Source organism: Algoriphagus sp. UBA3586 (assembly GCF_002376385.1).
Lineage (GTDB): Bacteria > Bacteroidota > Bacteroidia > Cytophagales > Cyclobacteriaceae > Algoriphagus > Algoriphagus ornithinivorans.
This window is the reverse complement of the sequence record NZ_DFMT01000031.1, coordinates 33,117-51,024: the sequence shown is the minus strand read 5'-3', so window position 1 is coordinate 51,024 and position 17,908 is coordinate 33,117. Positions and strand designations below refer to the sequence as shown.

15 protein-coding genes are annotated in these 17,908 nt (G+C 39.2%); 7 read left to right on the top strand and 8 right to left on the bottom strand.

Annotated features, from left to right (window positions below):
• Positions 1-164 precede the first annotated feature (164 nt).
• Positions 165-911: a LytR/AlgR family response regulator transcription factor gene (locus tag B2906_RS10440; protein WP_219958034.1), complete on the bottom strand. Its 747-nt coding sequence runs from the start codon at positions 909-911 to the stop codon at positions 165-167.
• Positions 908-1,990 carry a sensor histidine kinase gene (locus tag B2906_RS10435; RefSeq protein ID WP_245756456.1) on the bottom strand — a complete coding sequence of 361 codons (1,083 nt, stop codon included), beginning with the start codon at positions 1,988-1,990 and terminating at the stop codon, positions 908-910. Before B2906_RS10435 ends, B2906_RS10440 begins: the two co-directional genes overlap by 4 nt.
• 347 nt (positions 1,991-2,337) lie before the next feature.
• On the opposite strand from B2906_RS10435, the gene B2906_RS10430 reads away from it, so the two are divergent.
• The gene (locus B2906_RS10430) at positions 2,338-4,839 is read left to right on the top strand and encodes a TonB-dependent receptor domain-containing protein (protein WP_286939371.1); all 2,502 of its coding nucleotides are present in this window, start codon (positions 2,338-2,340) and stop codon (positions 4,837-4,839) included.
• Between the two features lie 262 nt (positions 4,840-5,101).
• Here the strand turns inward: B2906_RS10430 and B2906_RS10425 are convergent, their stop codons facing one another.
• The 3 genes from B2906_RS10425 to B2906_RS10415 form a co-directional block, all read right to left on the bottom strand.
• Positions 5,102-6,082, bottom strand: a complete 981-nt coding sequence (locus tag B2906_RS10425; RefSeq protein WP_219958036.1) for a pyruvate dehydrogenase complex E1 component subunit beta — start codon at positions 6,080-6,082, stop codon at positions 5,102-5,104.
• An 84-nt stretch (positions 6,083-6,166) separates the two neighbouring features.
• Positions 6,167-7,537 carry an NAD-dependent succinate-semialdehyde dehydrogenase gene (locus B2906_RS10420; RefSeq protein WP_286939368.1) on the bottom strand — a complete coding sequence of 457 codons (1,371 nt, stop codon included), beginning with the start codon at positions 7,535-7,537 and terminating at the stop codon, positions 6,167-6,169.
• On the bottom strand, positions 7,534-7,935 hold the full coding sequence (locus B2906_RS10415) for a rhodanese-like domain-containing protein (protein ID WP_286939367.1): 402 nt from the start codon (positions 7,933-7,935) through the stop codon (positions 7,534-7,536). Before B2906_RS10415 ends, B2906_RS10420 begins: the two co-directional genes overlap by 4 nt.
• A 65-nt stretch (positions 7,936-8,000) precedes the next feature.
• On the opposite strand from B2906_RS10415, the gene B2906_RS10410 reads away from it, so the two are divergent.
• A complete protein-coding gene (locus B2906_RS10410; protein WP_219958039.1) occupies positions 8,001-8,513 on the top strand; it encodes a metallophosphoesterase family protein in 513 nt (170 codons plus the stop codon).
• A gap of 45 nt (positions 8,514-8,558) precedes the next feature.
• On the opposite strand, the gene B2906_RS10405 is transcribed toward B2906_RS10410, so the two are convergent.
• Positions 8,559-8,705 carry a hypothetical protein gene (locus tag B2906_RS10405; protein ID WP_175557949.1) on the bottom strand — a complete coding sequence of 49 codons (147 nt, stop codon included), beginning with the start codon at positions 8,703-8,705 and terminating at the stop codon, positions 8,559-8,561.
• A 167-nt stretch (positions 8,706-8,872) separates the two neighbouring features.
• On the opposite strand from B2906_RS10405, the gene hisS reads away from it, so the two are divergent.
• Positions 8,873-10,255, top strand: a complete 1,383-nt coding sequence (gene hisS / locus B2906_RS10400) for a histidine--tRNA ligase (protein ID WP_219958040.1) — start codon at positions 8,873-8,875, stop codon at positions 10,253-10,255.
• Here hisS and B2906_RS10395 read toward each other — a convergent pair.
• Complete coding sequence (locus B2906_RS10395) at positions 10,236-10,517, bottom strand: hypothetical protein (RefSeq protein WP_144605701.1); 282 nt, start codon at positions 10,515-10,517, stop codon at positions 10,236-10,238. The two genes, hisS and B2906_RS10395, sit on opposite strands and share 20 nt — an antisense overlap.
• A 137-nt stretch (positions 10,518-10,654) precedes the next feature.
• On the opposite strand from B2906_RS10395, the gene B2906_RS10390 reads away from it, so the two are divergent.
• On the top strand, positions 10,655-10,990 hold the full coding sequence (locus tag B2906_RS10390) for a YbaB/EbfC family nucleoid-associated protein (protein WP_091655616.1): 336 nt from the start codon (positions 10,655-10,657) through the stop codon (positions 10,988-10,990).
• A 96-nt stretch (positions 10,991-11,086) separates the two neighbouring features.
• Entirely contained in the window at positions 11,087-12,082 is a 996-nt protein-coding gene (locus tag B2906_RS10385; protein ID WP_219958041.1) for a glycosyltransferase family 2 protein, read from the top strand.
• Here the strand turns inward: B2906_RS10385 and B2906_RS10380 are convergent.
• Positions 12,079-12,297, bottom strand: a complete 219-nt coding sequence (locus B2906_RS10380) for a PspC domain-containing protein (RefSeq protein ID WP_091655618.1) — start codon at positions 12,295-12,297, stop codon at positions 12,079-12,081. The genes B2906_RS10385 and B2906_RS10380 overlap by 4 nt on opposite strands.
• A 119-nt stretch (positions 12,298-12,416) precedes the next feature.
• On the opposite strand from B2906_RS10380, the gene B2906_RS10375 reads away from it, so the two are divergent.
• Both B2906_RS10375 and B2906_RS10370 read left to right on the top strand, forming a co-directional pair.
• Positions 12,417-14,147, top strand: coding sequence for a tetratricopeptide repeat protein (locus B2906_RS10375; RefSeq protein ID WP_286939360.1), 1,731 nt, complete (start codon positions 12,417-12,419; stop codon positions 14,145-14,147).
• Between the two features lie 490 nt (positions 14,148-14,637).
• Entirely contained in the window at positions 14,638-17,892 is a 3,255-nt protein-coding gene (locus tag B2906_RS10370; protein ID WP_286939355.1) for a SusC/RagA family TonB-linked outer membrane protein, read from the top strand.
• The last annotated feature ends 16 nt before the right edge of the window (positions 17,893-17,908 follow it).

Here is a 17,908-nt window from a genome sequence, read left to right as displayed (position 1 = left end):
AAAATTAGACTTGAAGGGGACTTCATATATTCTTCGCCTCTTCTATCCTTTGCGGGAGATTAAAACTTTGCGCCGATGAGATTTATGAGACTGCTTCGTCGTTCCTCCTCGCAGTGACGCTACCGTTTTTCAGACTTAAGATTTTAGCTTTCAGATTTCCCCAATCAATTCATCCATTTCCCCATAAACTCCAAGAAGGGTTCCTTGTAATTATCGCTCACCGAGATGTGATGTGTGCCGATGGTGATCACGTTTTTTGAAACGGATTCTATGTGATCTAAACCAATGATATAAGAGCGATGCACCCGCATAAATTTTGAAGTGGGCAAAAGCTCCTCCATACTTTTTAAACTGGTCAGAGAAAGTAGTGGATTGGGTTTTGATTTTAAGTGAACTTTCACATAGTCCTTGTATGCTTCCACATGTGTGATATCTGAAAGCATTACTTTGACCAACTGATATTCTACTTTCAAAAAAATATACTCGGGACTGCTTTCTGTCGGAGTAGTAGCCGGATTTGGAATCTTGTTTTCCTGCTTTTCAAAGTAATTATAAGCTTTGGTAGCAGCATTCAGGAAATCCTCATAGCTGTAAGGTTTAAGCAAATAATCCAAAGCGTCTACCTTATATCCTTCTATTGCAAATTGATGATAAGCCGTAGCGAAAATAATTCTGGTTTTATCCGAGGTCTTTTTGCCATCCAGCACCCTTGCGAGCTCCATTCCGGAAAGATCGGGCATTTGGATGTCCATGAAAATCAATTGAACCTCCTCTTTATTTAGAAATGCCAGCGCATCAATGGCACTGGAAAACTTGCCAACCAAGTCAAGAAAAGCCGTCTGCTGTATGTATTTGCATACTAGTTCGAGAGCAAGTGGCTCATCATCTACGGCTATACATTTGAGTTTCATTCCAAGTTGATTGTCAGATTGACATAATATTCGTCCTTGTCTTCAACTTTGCCAAATTTCAAGCGGTGTTTATTGGGATATAATAGACTTAGCCTTCTCTGGGTGTTGACTAATCCGATTCCACTTTCTTTTGCTTCGGGGCTATCCTGATTGATAGGGAAAATCTGATTTCTGGTTTCAAAGAATAAGGTGTCTCCCATGATTTCCATTTTAATATCAATTTTGCTGGGATGTTGAGAGCTGATTCCATGTTTGAAACAATTTTCCAGAAAAGGTAAAATCATCATTGGAGCAATAGTATGGTTGTTTTTGGGTTCGTCCATACTAATATTTAAGGTGACTTTATCAGTCAATCTCATTTTCATCAATTCAATATAGTCTCTGATAAAATCTACCTCTTTACTCAGTAAAGTTGATTCTTTTTGATTTTCATAAAGCACATAGCGCATCATCCGGGAAAGCTTCAATAAAGCTTCCTGTGCTTTTTTAATATCCAGATTGGTTAATGAATAGATATTATTTAATGTATTGAAGAAAAAGTGTGGATTGATCTGAGCCTTGAGGTAAGAGAGCTCTGTGTTGATCCGCTGTTTTTCCAGTTCCTGTCGTACAGTTTCGTCTTTTTGCCATTTTTGAACCAGCGCCAAAGAAGTACTCAAGCCAATAGATACGGTGTAAAGTAGAAGTTGAAATACGTCTCCAGGCAGCCATCTTCTTCCAGGTACGAATGGTTTGTCAGGGTTGAAAAATTCATGCATTCTCATCGGGTACTTGATGAGTTGCTCGAAATAAATGATCGTGAAGTAGAAGACTACAGCTCCAGCTATTACCAATAGGAGGTATATGTAATTTTTTCCTTTGAGTAATATTTTGGGAACACCAATCGAGGCATTGGTGTAAAAGATGGATACCAAAACTGCTACCAAGAAAACTTGTTTGTACCAGAAAGCTGTGGGCAATTCATTTTCTCCCATTCTCCAGGATAGAGGAGACAGTAAGATAAGGACTATACATAGCATCAGCCATCCCAGTATGTGAACTAGGAAAGAAAGATTTTTTTTGGAGGTGATTGATGGCATACGTCTGATTTTCAGGTCCAAACTAATATAAAGAATAGTATTTCAGTTAGAAAATCTACCAATCTGCTGTTTTTCACGGCGAAACTCCCTGATGAGCGGATGAATCGCTTAATCGATGATTTCTTCTGCCTTATCAGGCAAATCGACCTATTTGTCGACAAATACCAATGAATGGTCTATTACCTAAAATATTGCTGAACAAAGCCTTCAATTTTGGGGTATCAATGAGGTGACAGCCCAATATTTGAAAACAAACCACGAAATCAAATTTGAGGTGAAGCTCGCAAAATGAATCAAAAGAATTTTGCGAGTGCCATTAAAATTTTGAAATCATTTATCTAAAACAGATGAAAAATCTATTCAGTTTATTAATTCTTTTTGCAGCCATCGGTTTCAATCAAACCTTCGCCCAGCAAAACCAAGAACAGCCTGCCAGAATTATCGGTGTGGCTAAAGATGCAAAATCTGGCGAACCTGTTGGCTATGCTACCGCAGTCTTATACAGAAAAGGGTCAGATGTGAGTTTAGCCGGTGCCGTCGCTGACGGGGAAGGTAAATTCTTCATTACAGGTTTCGATCCTGGAGAGTATTCCCTTCAATTGACTTTTATTGGGTTCGAAACGCTGGTAGTTGACAACATATCTGTAAAATCTAATACCGGAGATATCAACCTCGGAAATCTATCAATGAGCGATGAGGGATTGGCATTGGAGGAAGTGACCGTTCAAGGTCAAAGACAATTGATTGAAGAGCGTGTTGACAGAACAATCTATAAAGCAGAGAATGACAGAACGACTGCGGGTGGAGATGCAACGGATGTGTTGAGAAGAGTTCCAATGCTATCCGTAGACTTGGATGGAAATGTATCTATGAGAGGAAGTAGCAACATCACTGTATTGATTGACAACAGACCTTCAGCAATAGCTGCCAGCAGCATTACAGATGCATTGAAGCAAATTCCAGCAGATCAAATTAAAGAGGTAGAAGTTATTACTTCACCTTCAGCTCGATTTGATGCAGAAGGTACTTCCGGTGTAATCAATATTGTTACAAAGAAGAATAATCTACAGGGTGTGACCATGAGTATCAACAGTGGTGCTGGTTTGAGAGGTTCTAACTTGGGATTGAACGGAAGTGCCAGAATCGGAAAGTTTGGATTTTCGCTGGGAGGTTTTGGCCGCTCTGGCTATAATATCTTGGGAAGATTCGACAACGAGCAGCAGTTGATTGACCCATCAGGAAATACGACTACAATTCTGCAGTCAGCAGATACAGAAAGAAGAGACCTGTTTGGTAGATATAACTTTGGTGTGGATTATGAAATCGATAAGTTCAATTTTATCACTGGTGCAGTAAACTTTGGTATCAGAAATTCTAATAACTGGCAAAATGACTTCCTAACACAAAATTTTGTAGGAGGAAATTTGATCAGAGAAGCCTTGAGAGAAACTAATTCCAAGGATCAGTCCAATTCCATTGATGTAAGTTTGAACTACACCAAAACCTACGAGAAGAAAGGTAAGGAGGCAAGTTTATTGACTCTTTATAGTAGAAACAACAGAGAAAATAACTTTGTAAACACTCTTTTCAATGAAGATTTTCAAACTATTGACTCAAGGCTGAGAAACGATAACCCAAGCCGAAATGAAGAATTTACTGTTCAGTTGGATTTTGTAAACCCTCTGGGGGATAAAGGAAATCAAATTTTGGAATACGGGGCTAAAAACATTTTGAGAAAAGCCTATTCGGACTTTGCTTATTTCCAAGCAGAAGGTGCTGATGGACCATATGTAGAATTGCAAGACCCATCCTTAAGCAATGAATTCAGTTATGATCAAAATGTAACTGCGGGATACCTTTCTTATACTTTCAGCTTCTTGAAAAATTACACCTTGAAGCCGGGATTGAGATATGAGTATACAACCATTTCCGCTGATTTTGCCAATGAATTGGAGGTTGATATTCCTTCTTACGGAACCTTGGTGCCAAGTGTGAATGCTAGCCGCAAATTGAAAAATGGCAACATGATCAAGGCTGCATACAACAGAAGAATTCAAAGACCATCCTTGAGATTTTTGAATCCAAACATTGAAGCATCCAATCCACTTCAAATCTCTCAGGGTAACCCTATTTTGGATCCTGAATTGACTGATAATTATGAATTGGGATATAGTACCTTCATCAAAGGTACTATGCTAAACTTCACCGGATTCTACAGAAATACTACGGGATCGATTCAGGCAGTAAGAACTGTTCAGGATGATGATATCATCTATACGACCTACGAGAATATTGGTCAGGAGCAGGCTTTAGGTACAAACATCTTTGCCAATGTTAGCATCAGCAACAAGTTCTCTTTAAATGGTGGTTTTGATCTTTACTATGCCATGTTGGACAATGGATTGACTGATCCGCTTTTTGCGGCATCTAATCAGGGATGGGTAGTCAGTGGAAGAATGTTTGGAAACTACTCTTTACCAAAAGACTGGCAGATTCAACTATTCACCTTTGCAAGAGGAAGAAGAGTACAACTTCAAGGTTCAAGCGGAGGATTCGCAGCTTATGGCTTAAACTTCAATAAGCAATTCAATGAAAAAAGAGGAAGCATTGGATTTGGTGCTGAAAACTTCTTAGCGAAGGAATTTATCATCAGAAATGAGACCATCACGCCTACCATTGTACAGAACAGTACAAGTGCTTTGAGAAATATGAATTTCAAGATCAACTTCAGCTACAGAATTGGTAAGCTAAGTATGAACGATAGACCTAGAAGAAGAAGGTCAGTATCTAATGATGATTTGAAAGGCGGTGAAGAAGGTGGAGGAGAGATGATTCAAAACAACCGCTAAAAAAACTTAAAATAAGGGCTGTCTCAAAAGTGATTTTGTCACATTGAGCGAAGTCGAAATGTAGGCCAGGATGATATAATTGGCCTTCGACTACACTCAGGCTTACATTTGAACGATTTATGAGACAGCCATTTTTTTTGAAGATCGTGAAACATTTCTCATGAATTATCGATTTAGTAATAAGTAAACAGATAGATAGATTGGGTAACAAAAAACCCTGACTTTGGTAAGTCAGGGCTTTTTTTTTGGATTAATTATATGATTACTCTTGGTAAGTTACTTTTTTGATAGCAGCTACCGTTCTCGCTACATTAGGGATAGTCGCCTCGATATAAGTAGGAGCATAACTTAAAGGTACATCCATTGAATTCACACGAATCACAGGAGCATCCAAATAGTCAAATGCATATCTCTGGAAATGGTAAGTCAATTCGGAGGAAATAGCAGCCAATGGATTAGCTTCTTCTACAATAACTGCACGGTTGGTCTTTTTCAATGACTCTACACAGGTTGCGTAATCGATAGGTCTGACAGTTCTCAAATCGATTACTTCACAATCAACTCCTTCTTTCGCCATTTCTTCTGCAGCTTCCAGAGCCACTTTCATCATTTTACCGAAGGAAATCAACGTAACATCTTTTCCTTTTCTTTTAATATCAGCTACTCCGATTGGTAAAAGGTATTCTGATTCAGGAACTTCTCCTTTGTCAGAATACATTAATTCAGATTCCATGAAAATTACTGGATCTGGATCACGGATTGCAGCTTTTAATAAACCTTTAGCATCATAAGGGTTAGAAGGTACTATAACTTTCAAACCCGGAGTGTTGGCGAACCAATTTTCAAAGTTGGAAGAGTGTGTAGCTCCCAGCTGACCTGCATTTCCTGTAGGTCCTCGAAAAACAATAGGAACTGAATAGGCTCCCCCTGACATGGCTAACATTTTAGCAGCGGAGTTGATGATCTGATCGATCGCAACTAGGGAGAAGTTGAAAGTCATGAATTCAATGATTGGAATAAGTCCATTCATTGCAGCACCTACTCCCAAACCGGCAAAGCCCAATTCAGAGATTGGAGTGTCATAAACTCTCTCTGGACCAAATTCATCCAGCATTCCCTGTGAAACTTTGTAAGCTCCGTTATATTCAGCTACTTCTTCACCCATCAGGAAGACGTTCTTATCACGTCTCATCTCTTCGGACATGGCCTCTCTGAGGGCTTCGCGAAATTGTATTTCTCTCATTAGTTAAAGACAAAATTTTGGCTCGTAAAAATAGGAAGGAATCGGGCAATTGCAAAAATAGACCGATTGATTATCCCTTATCTATCAGCCAAGGTATACTGTTTTGGTGTTTACAAATTCCAATATTCCATGGCGGCTCAGTTCTCTTCCATAACCGGACTTTTTGATTCCTCCAAAGGGAAGATGTGGGTTGGATGCCACCAATGAATTGATAAAGACTGCACCGCTTTCTATCCTTGAAGCCAATGCTTCAGCTTTTTCCGGATTTTTCGTCCAGAGAGATGATCCTAAACCAAATTCAGAATCATTGGCTATTTGAATAGCTTCATCGGCTGATTTAACCCGAAAAACGATAGCAACCGGTCCAAATAATTCTTCTGAATATGCCGGAGAATCTTTTGGAATATCTGTTAAAATAGTAGGAGAAAATTTGGCACTTCCTTTTTCAGGGGCTTTTCCTCCCAGTAAAACCTTAGCTCCTTTGTCTACAGATTCTTGAATTTGCTCATAGAGCTCCTCTGCTAAATCAGGTCTTGCCATGCATGCATAGTCCGTATTTTCATCCAGAGGCTCCCCGGCCTTGAGGTTTTTTATTTCATTGGAAAATATTTCTAAAAATTGATCATAGACTGTATCCTGAACGATAAACCGCTTAGCGGCGATACAACTTTGGCCAAAATTGATCATTCTAGCTTTAGCTGCAGTTTTGGATGCTTCTTCTATGTCAGCATCTTCCAATATGATAAATGGATCACTGCCTCCCAGTTCTAGTAGGGATTTTTTGATGTGTTTGCCCGCAGCTGAGGCAACTGCTGCACCGGCTTTTTCGCTTCCTGTCAGGGTAACGGCTTTGATGATTGGGTTTTCTATAATTGCCGTGGTTGTTTTCGAGTCGATTAAAAGTGTTTGAAAAACTCCCTCTGGAAAACCGGCCTTGGTAAATACCTCCTCTATTGCTAAAGCACACTGAGGTACATTGGATGCATGCTTCAATAAACCCGTATTACCTGCCATCAATGTTGGAGCAGCAAATCGAAATACCTGCCAGAATGGGAAGTTCCAGGGCATTACTGCCAAAACAGTCCCGATTGGTTGGTGAAATAATTTGGCATTTTTTCCATCAGGGAGAGAGATGGGTTCAGGCTTCAAATATTCCTCTGCATTGTCAGCATAATATTCACAGACCCAAGCGCATTTTTCAACTTCTGAAACTGATTCCTTGATGATTTTTCCCATTTCAAGGGAAATAATTTTCGCATAATGTTCCTTATTTTCCCGTAATTCCTCTGCTGCTTTACGCATCAATTTTGATTTTTCAGAAAAGGGAGATTTTTTCCATTTCTGATAGGCTTTTTCGCCTTTTTGAAGTTTTTCCTGAACTTGATTTTCCGTCAAAAGTTGAAATTCTTTCAGGATTTCACCGGAATAGGGATTAACAGATTTTATTTGACTCATTCTTCTATGGGTTTTCCTTGTTCTTTCCAGGCGGTAATTCCGCCATCTAATATGATTACTTTTTTAAATCCGGCTGCTTTCATTGCAGCACCTGCCTTAGCTGTTCTTTTTCCAGTTCGACAGTACAATAAATAAGTTTTAGTCTTGTCCAATTGTTTAATTTCATTTTCAAATCCCTCTGAAAGGAAATTGATATTCAAGGCACCTTCCAAGTGACCCTCCTGCATTTCTTCAGGTGTTCTTACATCGATTAGGATATTTTTCTTCTTTGAGCTTAGCTTTTGAAATTTTTCAACTGAAACCACTTTGGCTGAATCTGCAGGAGACTGAGCATAAGAAAGTGTGGAGGTTCCAAGTATTGCCAGAAAAAAGAGGCCAAGAAATGCTAGGTTTTTCATAGTGATCGTATTGTTTTGGGGTAAGACTTACATTATCAAGGAAAAATTAAAGCCTTTCGTTTCAAATGTCCACTAAAATCGCATTGATTTCTGATTCTCACAGTTACATTGATCACAAAACTCTTCAACATCTTGAAGAAGTAGATGAAATCTGGCATGCAGGTGACATTGGTGAGTTGACTGTCATGAATGCATTACCTGAGGGAAAAACAATCAGAGCGGTTTATGGGAACATAGATGATACTAATACTCAGAATTTATATCCAGAATGGTTGGAATGGGAAGTTGAAGATGTTCGGTTTTTAATGACTCACATCGGAGGGAAACCTCCCCGCTACGCAAAGGGAGTGAAAAATAAAATCAAAGTATCAAGACCTCAAGTTTTTATTTGTGGCCATTCACATATTTGCAAAGTGGAGATGGATAAAGACTTGAATTGCCTCTATATGAATCCTGGGGCTATTGGGCAGCAAGGTTTTCACCAGATGAGAACTATGCTCCTTTTTGAAATCAATTCAGGGAAAATAGCCAATCTTCGGGTAATAGAGCTTGGTAGAAGAGGAAGGCTTACTGAATAGGCAAAAAAAAAGCGGCTCAAGGCCGCTCAATATCTAGAAGGGAAATTATTTCTTCTCGAAAGACTTTTTCAATTCCTCTACATCCACGTTTTTAATCACCGGCTGAGCAGTCAATTGCTTAATTTTGATGATACGTGTATTCTGGCTTTGTCTTTTTCTTCTTAGCTTTCTTTTCAGAGTAGTAACTGCCATGACTATATGTGTTTAAAGATTTTTGTTTCGAAACGGAACGCAAAGGTAAAGAAACATTTTTTGATTGCCTATTAATCTGCGCGAATAAATTGTGTATTATCTCTGAGTTCGGGGATATTTCTGCTTTTTTTCGGTAAATTTGGGCTTTAATCACCAAAATTACTTGCATGCAAAAGCCGAGTTTACCGAAAGGAACCCGAGATTTTGGACCTCTCCAAATGGCCAGAAGAAATTTCATCCTAGATACAATCAAGGATACATTTCAGTTGTTTGGCTATAATCAGATAGAGACTCCAGCTATGGAGAATTTGAGTACTCTGACAGGAAAATATGGAGACGAAGGGGATCAATTGCTATTTAAAATCCTCAACAGTGGAGATTTTCTAAAGAATGTAGGTCCCGAAGATTTGCAGAATGGGGCAAATGCTACCTTGTCAAAAGTCTCTGAGAAGGGGCTTAGATATGACTTGACTGTGCCATTTGCGAGGTTTGTGGTGATGAACCGAAATGAATTGACATTCCCTTTCAAGAGGTTTCAAATCCAGCCCGTTTGGCGGGCAGACAGACCTCAAAAGGGCAGGTATAGAGAATTTTATCAATGTGATGCCGATGTGGTAGGCACAGATAGCTTGGTTTGTGAAGCAGAAATTGTTTTGATGATTCGTATGGTTTTTTCCAATCTGAATATTGCTGACTATGATATCAAAATAAACAACCGGAAGATTTTAACCGGGATTTCAGAGGTGATCGGCGAAGCGGGAAAAGAAGGTCCATTGTGTGTTGCTATTGATAAGTTGGATAAAATCGGCTGGGAAAAAGTACAGGAAGAATTAGCTCAAAGAGGCTTCCAAAATGAATCCATCCAGAAGCTTACTCCTTTAATCAATTTCACTGGCGGAGTGCAGGAAAAATTAGACTTTCTCAAAAATTTCCTAGCCGGTAGTGAAGTAGGCTTGCAGGGAGTGGAGGAATTGAAAGATACTTTCGGAATTCTACAGGCCATGGGTGAAGATCTGAGTCATGTGGAATTGGATATGGTTTTAGCTCGGGGTTTGTCTTATTATACTGGAGCAATTTTCGAAGTAAAAGTCAATCATGTTTCCATAGGATCCGTTAGTGGTGGTGGACGATATGATAACTTGACCGGAGTTTTCGGTATGGACGGGGTTTCCGGCGTAGGGTTTTCCTTTGGAGTAGATAGAATCTATGATGTGATGGAGGAGCTGGATTTATTTCCTCAGTCAACTGCACAGGGCACGCAGGTATTATTGACCCATTTTGATCAGAAAGGGTATCAATATGCCTTAAGTATTCTGACCCGTTTACGCTCAGCAGGGATTGTTTCTGAAATCTATCCAGACCAGGCTAAAATGAAAAAGCAACTGGATTATGCGAGTAAAAATCAGATTCAGTTTGCAGCAATTTGTGGAGACCAAGAGATAGAATCCCAAACTATTGCGCTAAAGAACCTTGAAACAGGAGTTCAGGAAAACTTGAGAGTTGAGGATGCTATAAAGACAGTTTTGGAGTTTATTCCACAGAAAGGATAGAATTGGTGGGGATAGTTACTCCTCCTTTTAGTACTATGTATTCTGGCCCAACAGCCCAAACAGTGGTATTGACTTCGTAAACTTGATCTTCAGCCGTACAGAAAGTGATACGTACTTTCGAATGCAGTAAATTGCCAAGGGTCTGCGATCTCTCCAGTTTTTGAGATCGAATTTTCCTTTCTTCAGGGGTAGAGATCACCTCTTTTTTGGAAAAGCTCAGATTCTTAACCTGCTCTTTATCAATTTGGACTATCGACTTCATAACTAAATGGTTTGATATTCCTACAGACAGAGTTTACTTGGTTAATGTTGCATTTTTAACAGTGAAAATTTCTAAAAGGGTTTAATTCGAAATAAAAGTTTGAAATTCAAGAAATCATAAAATAAAATTATAGAGCTATGTTTGATTTGATGAACATGATGAATAAGGTAAAAGAGGCTCAGGCTAAAATAAAAGAAGCCCAAGCCAAGCTTGTTCATCTGACTGCTGAAGGAGAATCCGGTGGTGGATTAGTAAAAGTAACAGTCAACGGGGAGCGTAAAGTGATGAAAATTGAAATGGATGAGTCACTGTTAACCCCTAATGATAAGGAAATGCTCAGTGACCTGGTGGTTGCAGCAACAAATATTGCTTTGGAAGCAATTGAGGTCAAAATAAAAGCTGAAATGAAGTCAGCGACTGAAGGGATGATTCCTAATATTCCCGGAATGGATCTAGGCAGCATGTTTGGATAAAATGAGATTAGGTCAGAAAATGAAAAGCCTTTAAGGAAAAGGTTTTAATGAGTGACCATTTATAGATTTTTTTATCAATAACCTATCATCAGGAGGATGCAAAACTGCGCAATTGTCATCTTAAATTATAACGGGGAGGAAATGCTCAAACGCTTCCTCCCTTCTGTTATAAAGTTTTCCCAATCTGAAATTTGGGTAATTGACAATGCTAGCCAGGATCAATCCATAGCCATCCTCGAGAAGGATTTTCCCCAAGTTCAACTCATCTCTCTTTCTGAAAATTTCGGCTACGCAGGTGGATACAATTGGGGTTTGGAGCAGCTAAGAGGGAAGTACGAATTTTTTATTTTGCTCAATTCAGATGTTGAGGTTACAGAAGGTTGGGATTGCAAGCTGCTGGAAGCTTTTCAAAGAGACGAAAAAATAGCAGCTCTTCAGCCAAAGATCTTATCTGCCCAAAATCCTAAAGTTTTTGATTATGCAGGTGCAGGCGGTGGTTTTTTAGACACCTTATATTACCCTTATTGCCGGGGGAGAATTTGGAATGTAATTGAGGAGGACAAAGGGCAATATGATGATTTTTGTCTGGTAGATTGGGCTTCCGGAGCTTGTTTGGCGATTAGATCAGCTTGTTTTTTTGAACATGGAGGCTTTGATGCTCATTTTTTTGCGCATATGGAAGAAATTGATCTCTGTGTGAGGATGCAGCAAGCAGGTTGGAAAATTGCATATACAGGCGATTCTGTTGTTTACCATTTGGGCGGTGCAACTCTTGACAGAAGCAGCCCCAAAAAACTCTACCTAAACATCAAGAATAGCATTAGTTTGATTTATAAGGCAGAATCAACCTTCAATTTTGCTGTAATTTTTATTCTAAAGTTTGTAGTAGAAATATTGGCAGCCCTAGCCTATATCCTAAATGGGAAAAAAGAGTTTGGTAAAGCTATCTTTCGTGGATATGATGATTTTTTTGAAAGTAAGGAACAGTTTTTGAAAACTAAAGGGAAGAAGAAATTTAGCAAAAAAGGTCCCTCTTATTGGATTTACTGGGACTTTTGGGTGAACCGAAAGAAAACTTTTGATAGACTTTAATCAAAAAGAACTGGGTTGTTCATTTTTCTAAAGTACTTTCGAATTTTCATCATCATTGCCATGGATACGTAGATGATCACCGGCGAACCCAGTGTTATGAAGGATGAATAAATGAAAAATAAGCGAATACTATCAATGGGGAAATTAAGTTTCTCTCCAAGTCTGGAACAAACACCGAAGGCGCTTTCTTCGAAAAACAGTTTCAGTTTTTGCATGACGTTGATGGTTTAGTTTGGTTGTAAGTTACAAAAATTCAATTTAGGATTACAAAAGCAAAATGTCTGCCCGATTGTTTTTAAAGAAAATAAAAATATTCAATTTTCTCATTTTGAGTATGTTAGTTCAGTTCTCCTTTGGGCAGGACTTACGTTTTCTAAATGATATTGATGTTAAGCAAGAAAAACTGGTTTATCTGCGAGACTCTGTGAGATTTACAGTGAAAGGAAAAATTCCAATTGAATCTGTAATGACTCCCAGAAACCCACAGATGAAGCTTGTGTGGAAATCTGAGACAGATAGCATCAATTTTGGAATGTTGAGTTTAAAGAAAAACCTTTCTGACTATGCTGTAGAGAAGGATTTCAAGATCCCATTTAAACCTTGGATGGAATCAGCGGTATTGGAGGCACGATTTTTTCAAGGTAAAAAAGCCAGTAATCAACCCTATGAAATTAAGATTTTAAGAAAGGGGGTTGACACAACTCCTTTTTTAGCAAAAATAGGAAGAGTTGTTCCTGATGAACAAATCCCTACTGTTGGATTGGCTATTCCGGTTGGAGTGACAGGTCGAGAAGCGGTTAGAAACAGAGAATTTCAGTTTTTTTTCAACCCAGGTGAATCGAATTATTTAAAAAACTCCTCCAATGAATCAGTTTTTGAGGATATGACTTCCTTTTTGACAGAAAATCCTGCTATCGTTTCAGTGAAAATTACGGGTTTGCAATCCCCAGAACAAAGGGAGGGAAGGAGTAGTCGCTTGGGAATGGATAGGGCAACTTCTATAAAAAGCGAAATCGTCAAAAGAAATTTATTACTCAGAGATTCCATCATTCAAGTCTCTTCCCGGTGGAATGATTGGTTTGACCTTCGACTTCTTTTAAGAGATTTCCCTGAACTTTCCACCTCCAAAAAAGACAGCTACTATGCGATTTTGATGAATGGGGAAGATTTTTTAACGCAGCAGGAACAATTGAGATCAATTAATGGCTTCGATCAGCTTTCCCGTCAGTTGTTTCCCAAGTTGAGAGTAGCGAAAGTGGAAATAATAGCAAAACCTGGATCAGGATTGGGAACTGAAAAGACTGCCATTTTACGGCAAGAGCTGGAAGAGAATATTGCAACCTCCAAACTTTCATTTCTAGACTGGGCTATTGCTGGAGAGACTGCGCCGAGATTGGAAGAAAAAGCCAGAATTTATTCTAAAATGACCACTTTATTTAGGTCCCCTTTGCCTTATAATAATTTAGGATTAGTGAGAATGAGAGAGGCTCAGCGAACCTTGGATAGAGATGTTCAGGAAAATCTTTGGAATGAGGCAGAATGGTTATTGCAACAGGCCATTAAACTTGAAAATAATCCCTATTCACTCCATAACTTGGGGCAGATTTATGCCTTGAAAGGAAATTACTGGGAAGCATATAAATATCTTTCGGGGGCCTCTGTTTTGACCAGAGATCCTGAGTTTTTGATGATAAATGAAAGTTTGAGAGGTGCTCTGGATATTTTGAGGGGTGATTATAAGTTGGCAACCTTGAGATATGATTATGCATTTACTGATCCAGCGGACTTTTTTAATAAGGGGCTGGCTTATTTTTTAGCGGGTAATTACGGAGAGGCCTCCCTTGCCTTTGAAGAATCTGTGATTCGAAGTAGAGATTTTGGTTATGGTTATTATGGCTTAGCGCTGGTTGCCATAAATAGCGGACAAAAAGAAGTCGCCATGATCCAATTGGAAAAAGCAGTTGCTGCCAATGAGTCCCTTTATCTTAAAGCCTTGATAGATCCAAATTTCGATGAATTAAGAGGAATTCCTGAATTTTTTCAGATTCTTAGAAGGAGTAAATAAAATTTTTGAAATAGAACTCTTTCGAATTTTGGGGTAAAAAGTTTCGCTTTTTTGGAGAAATTTTTCAAAAAAGGGCGAAAACAGGTTTTCTTTCAGCTATAAAACATCTAAATTGTTATGAGTATTACTAAAAATGTGGAATAATGTCTTTCTGAAAGACTCAAATCGCCAAATAATATTTAACCTCTAGAAATTTGATATTTGTTTAAGAATAATTAACATTGATGATTAAGATTACAATGAAACCCAAAATTCTGCCTATGACCTATACTACCTAGCTATTTTCCATCTCTCAAATGGCATCGCTGGATGCTCTCAAACCTAAGAGGAAACTCTCCTTTTGCAGGTATTCGTACCACGGTATAACGGCAATAGAGTTCTGAAATTTCAGACAATACCTATTGCAATTATTTTAAGAATAATCGCAAACGATTGCACAAATCAATTAACAAACAAGTATTTGAGATTAATCTTGTTACCCAATCTATCTATGTTTATGAAAAATGTTTACAAAAGTCTAAGCGCTTTAATATTGCTCTTAGTATTTGCCAGTTCGGTTGCCATGGCGCAACGCGTAGTTACTGGTACTGTGCTAGATGAGTATGATGTGGGGCTACCGGGTGTTTCTGTTTTAGTGAAAGGAACAACCACGGGAACCGCCACAGACATTGATGGGAAATTCTCCCTTAATGTGCCTAATGATCAGGCAGTTCTAGTTTTCTCCTTCATCGGCTACGCCAAAATCGAGCAGGTTGTAGGAAATAGAAGTGTTGTTGATGTCAAAATGAGACCTGATGAGCAAACTCTTACGGAGTTGGTTGTAACAGGTTATACAATTGATAGCCGTAGAGAAACTACAGGTGCTATCGCCACAGTCGATCCAAAGGATTTGACAGTAATACCAACTGGTAATATTGAGCAAACCCTTCAAGGTCGAGTTTCAGGTGTTACCGTAATTACAAACGGTCAGCCAGGTACTTCTTCTATTATTCGTGTTCGTGGTTTCGGTGCCTTCGGAGGTAATGAGCCACTGTATGTTGTGGATGGGGTTCCAGTTCAATCCACTGATTTCTTAAATCCGGATGATATTGAGTCCACTACTGTCTTGAAAGATGCAGCAGCAGCTTCAATCTACGGTGCTAGAGCAGCAAACGGTGTAATTATCTATACTACTAAAAGAGGTAGAAGAGGTAACCAAAAATTAAGAGTAGATTATAATGGTATGTTCGGTTTAACCACTCCGGGTCAAGGACTTGACATGATGAATCCTCAGGATTTCGCAACATTTACTTGGTTGGCTGAAACAAACCAAGCTCGTATAGACGGAAGATCTCCAAACTACAGTCACCCTCAATTTGGAACAGGAGCTACTCCTGTATTGCCATATTACATTAATGTGGGTGGTGCTGCAGGTGTTTCTGGTCCTTTCTCTCCTCAAAGAATTGAAGAAGAAAGAGCAAAATACAATATTGACCCAACAAAGGGTCCAGTTTACCAATTGGTAAGAGCTGCTACAGGAGAAGGTACCGATTGGTATCAGGCTTTAACGAGAAATGCTCCTTTGAACAGACATTCAATTGGTTTGAATGGTGGATCTGAATCAAGCAGATTCTTCATCGGTATGGGATATCAGGATCAAGCTGGTATCATGATCGTGAATAACTTTAGAAGATTGACATTCAGAGCAAACTCTGAATTTGATGTGACCAAGAAATTCAGAATCGGCGAAAACTTCCAAGCTACCTACCGTCAGGTATTAGGTCAGCAAGGTGGTACCGGTGGTCGTGGTGTATCAGATGATGAAAATGATATTCTTCAAGCTTTCCGTATGCCTTCTATCATTCCGGTTTACGATGAATTTGGTGGATATGCAGGTACTGCGGCAAGAGGTTTCAACAATCCAAGAAACCCAGTTGCTAACCGAGACGGTCAGAGAGACAACAGAAACTTTAACGCGAATGTCTTCGGTAATATTTATGCTGAGTACGATTTGATGGAAGATTTGAGATTCAGATCTAGCATCGGTGGTCAGTATAACAACTATTACTACTGGGGTTATTCCAGATTGCAGTATGAAAACTCTGAAAACAACTCTGCATTTGGGTATAACGAAGGCTCCGGATTCAATTTTGCTTGGACCTTTACCAATACTTTATCTTGGAAGAAAACCTTTGATAAGCACGCATTTGACGTGATCTTAGGTCAGGAGGCCTTGAATACAGGTGCTGGTAGAAATATTGATGCTTCGGGTCAGAATCCATTCTCAAGAGATCCAGATTTCGTAAATATCTCCAACTTGCCTGTTTCTACCAGACAAGTAAACTCTGGACTATTTAGAGGTGTAAACTTCTACTCTCTATTTGGTCGTGTGAATTATACCTTCAACGATAAGTACTTATTCAGTGCTGTCGTGCGTAGAGATGGATCTTCAAGATTCGGTGCAAATAACAGATATGGTGTATTCCCTGCGTTTTCTGCAGCTTGGAGACTTTCTTCTGAGCAATTCTTGCAATCAGCTACTTGGATTGATGATTTGAAAATCCGTGGTGGATGGGGACAAATGGGTAACTCCAATAACGTGGATCCAAACAACCAATTCTCTCTATTTGGAGGAACAGTGGGAGCTTCTTCTTACGATATAGGTGGTACTAACTCTTCTGCGATTATTGGATTCAGAAGAACAAGAATCGGTAACCCTAATGCACAGTGGGAAACTGCTGTTACTCAAAACATCGGTTTTGATGGTACATTCTTCAACGGTCGTTTGGATGTTATCTTTGACTGGTGGAGAAAAGATACTAAAGACTTATTGTTTACTGTTCCAATTCCATTGACAGCTGGTAGTAACGCGGCAGCGCCTGCGGTAAACATCGGTGAAATGTTGAATAGAGGTTTAGACCTTTTGGTAACAACCAGAGGTAACCTTTCTTCTTCATTGACTTATGAGTTGACAGTAACAGGATCTACTTTGAAAAATGAGATCGTATCTCTTGCTCCAGGTTTGGAAATCATTACTTCCGTAAACCCTGCGTATAGAGGCATTCGTCCAATCCGTAACCAAGTTGGTCAGCCTTTGTCTACTTTCTTCGGATATAAAGTAGTAGGCCTATTCCAAAGCCAAGAGGATGTGAACTCTCACGCTACTCAGGCTGGTGCCGCTCCTGGTAGATTCAAGTATGAAGATACAGATGGTGATGGAGTAATTACTCCTGAGGATAGACAAGTTCTTGGTAATCCAATTCCTGATTTTACTGGTGGTGTAAACTTCACAGTAGGTTATAAAGGATTTGACTTGTCAGCTTACTTGTATACTTCTATCGGAAACGAAGTATGGAACCAGTCTAAGTGGTTTACTGACTTCTTCTCTACATTCGAAGGAGCAGCTATTTCAGAAAGATTGAAAAATGCTTGGAGTCCTTCCAATACCAATGCTACTGTTCCAATCGTAGACCGTTCTTCTACATTCTCTACTTCAACTGTTGAGAATAGCTACTATGTAGAAGATGGATCTTATTTGAGATTGCAGAACGTGACTTTAGGTTACACGCTTCCTCAAAACTTGCTTCAGAGATGGAGAATTGAAAGATTGAGAGTATTTGCATCTGCAAACAACTTATTTACAATCACAGGATATCAGGGTCTTGACCCTGCGGTAGGTGGTGATGCTGACTTGACATTTGGTATCGACGTAGGTAACTACCCTGTTACCAGAGGTTATACTTTGGGTCTGAATGTCAGCTTCTAAGCTAAACACATTAAAG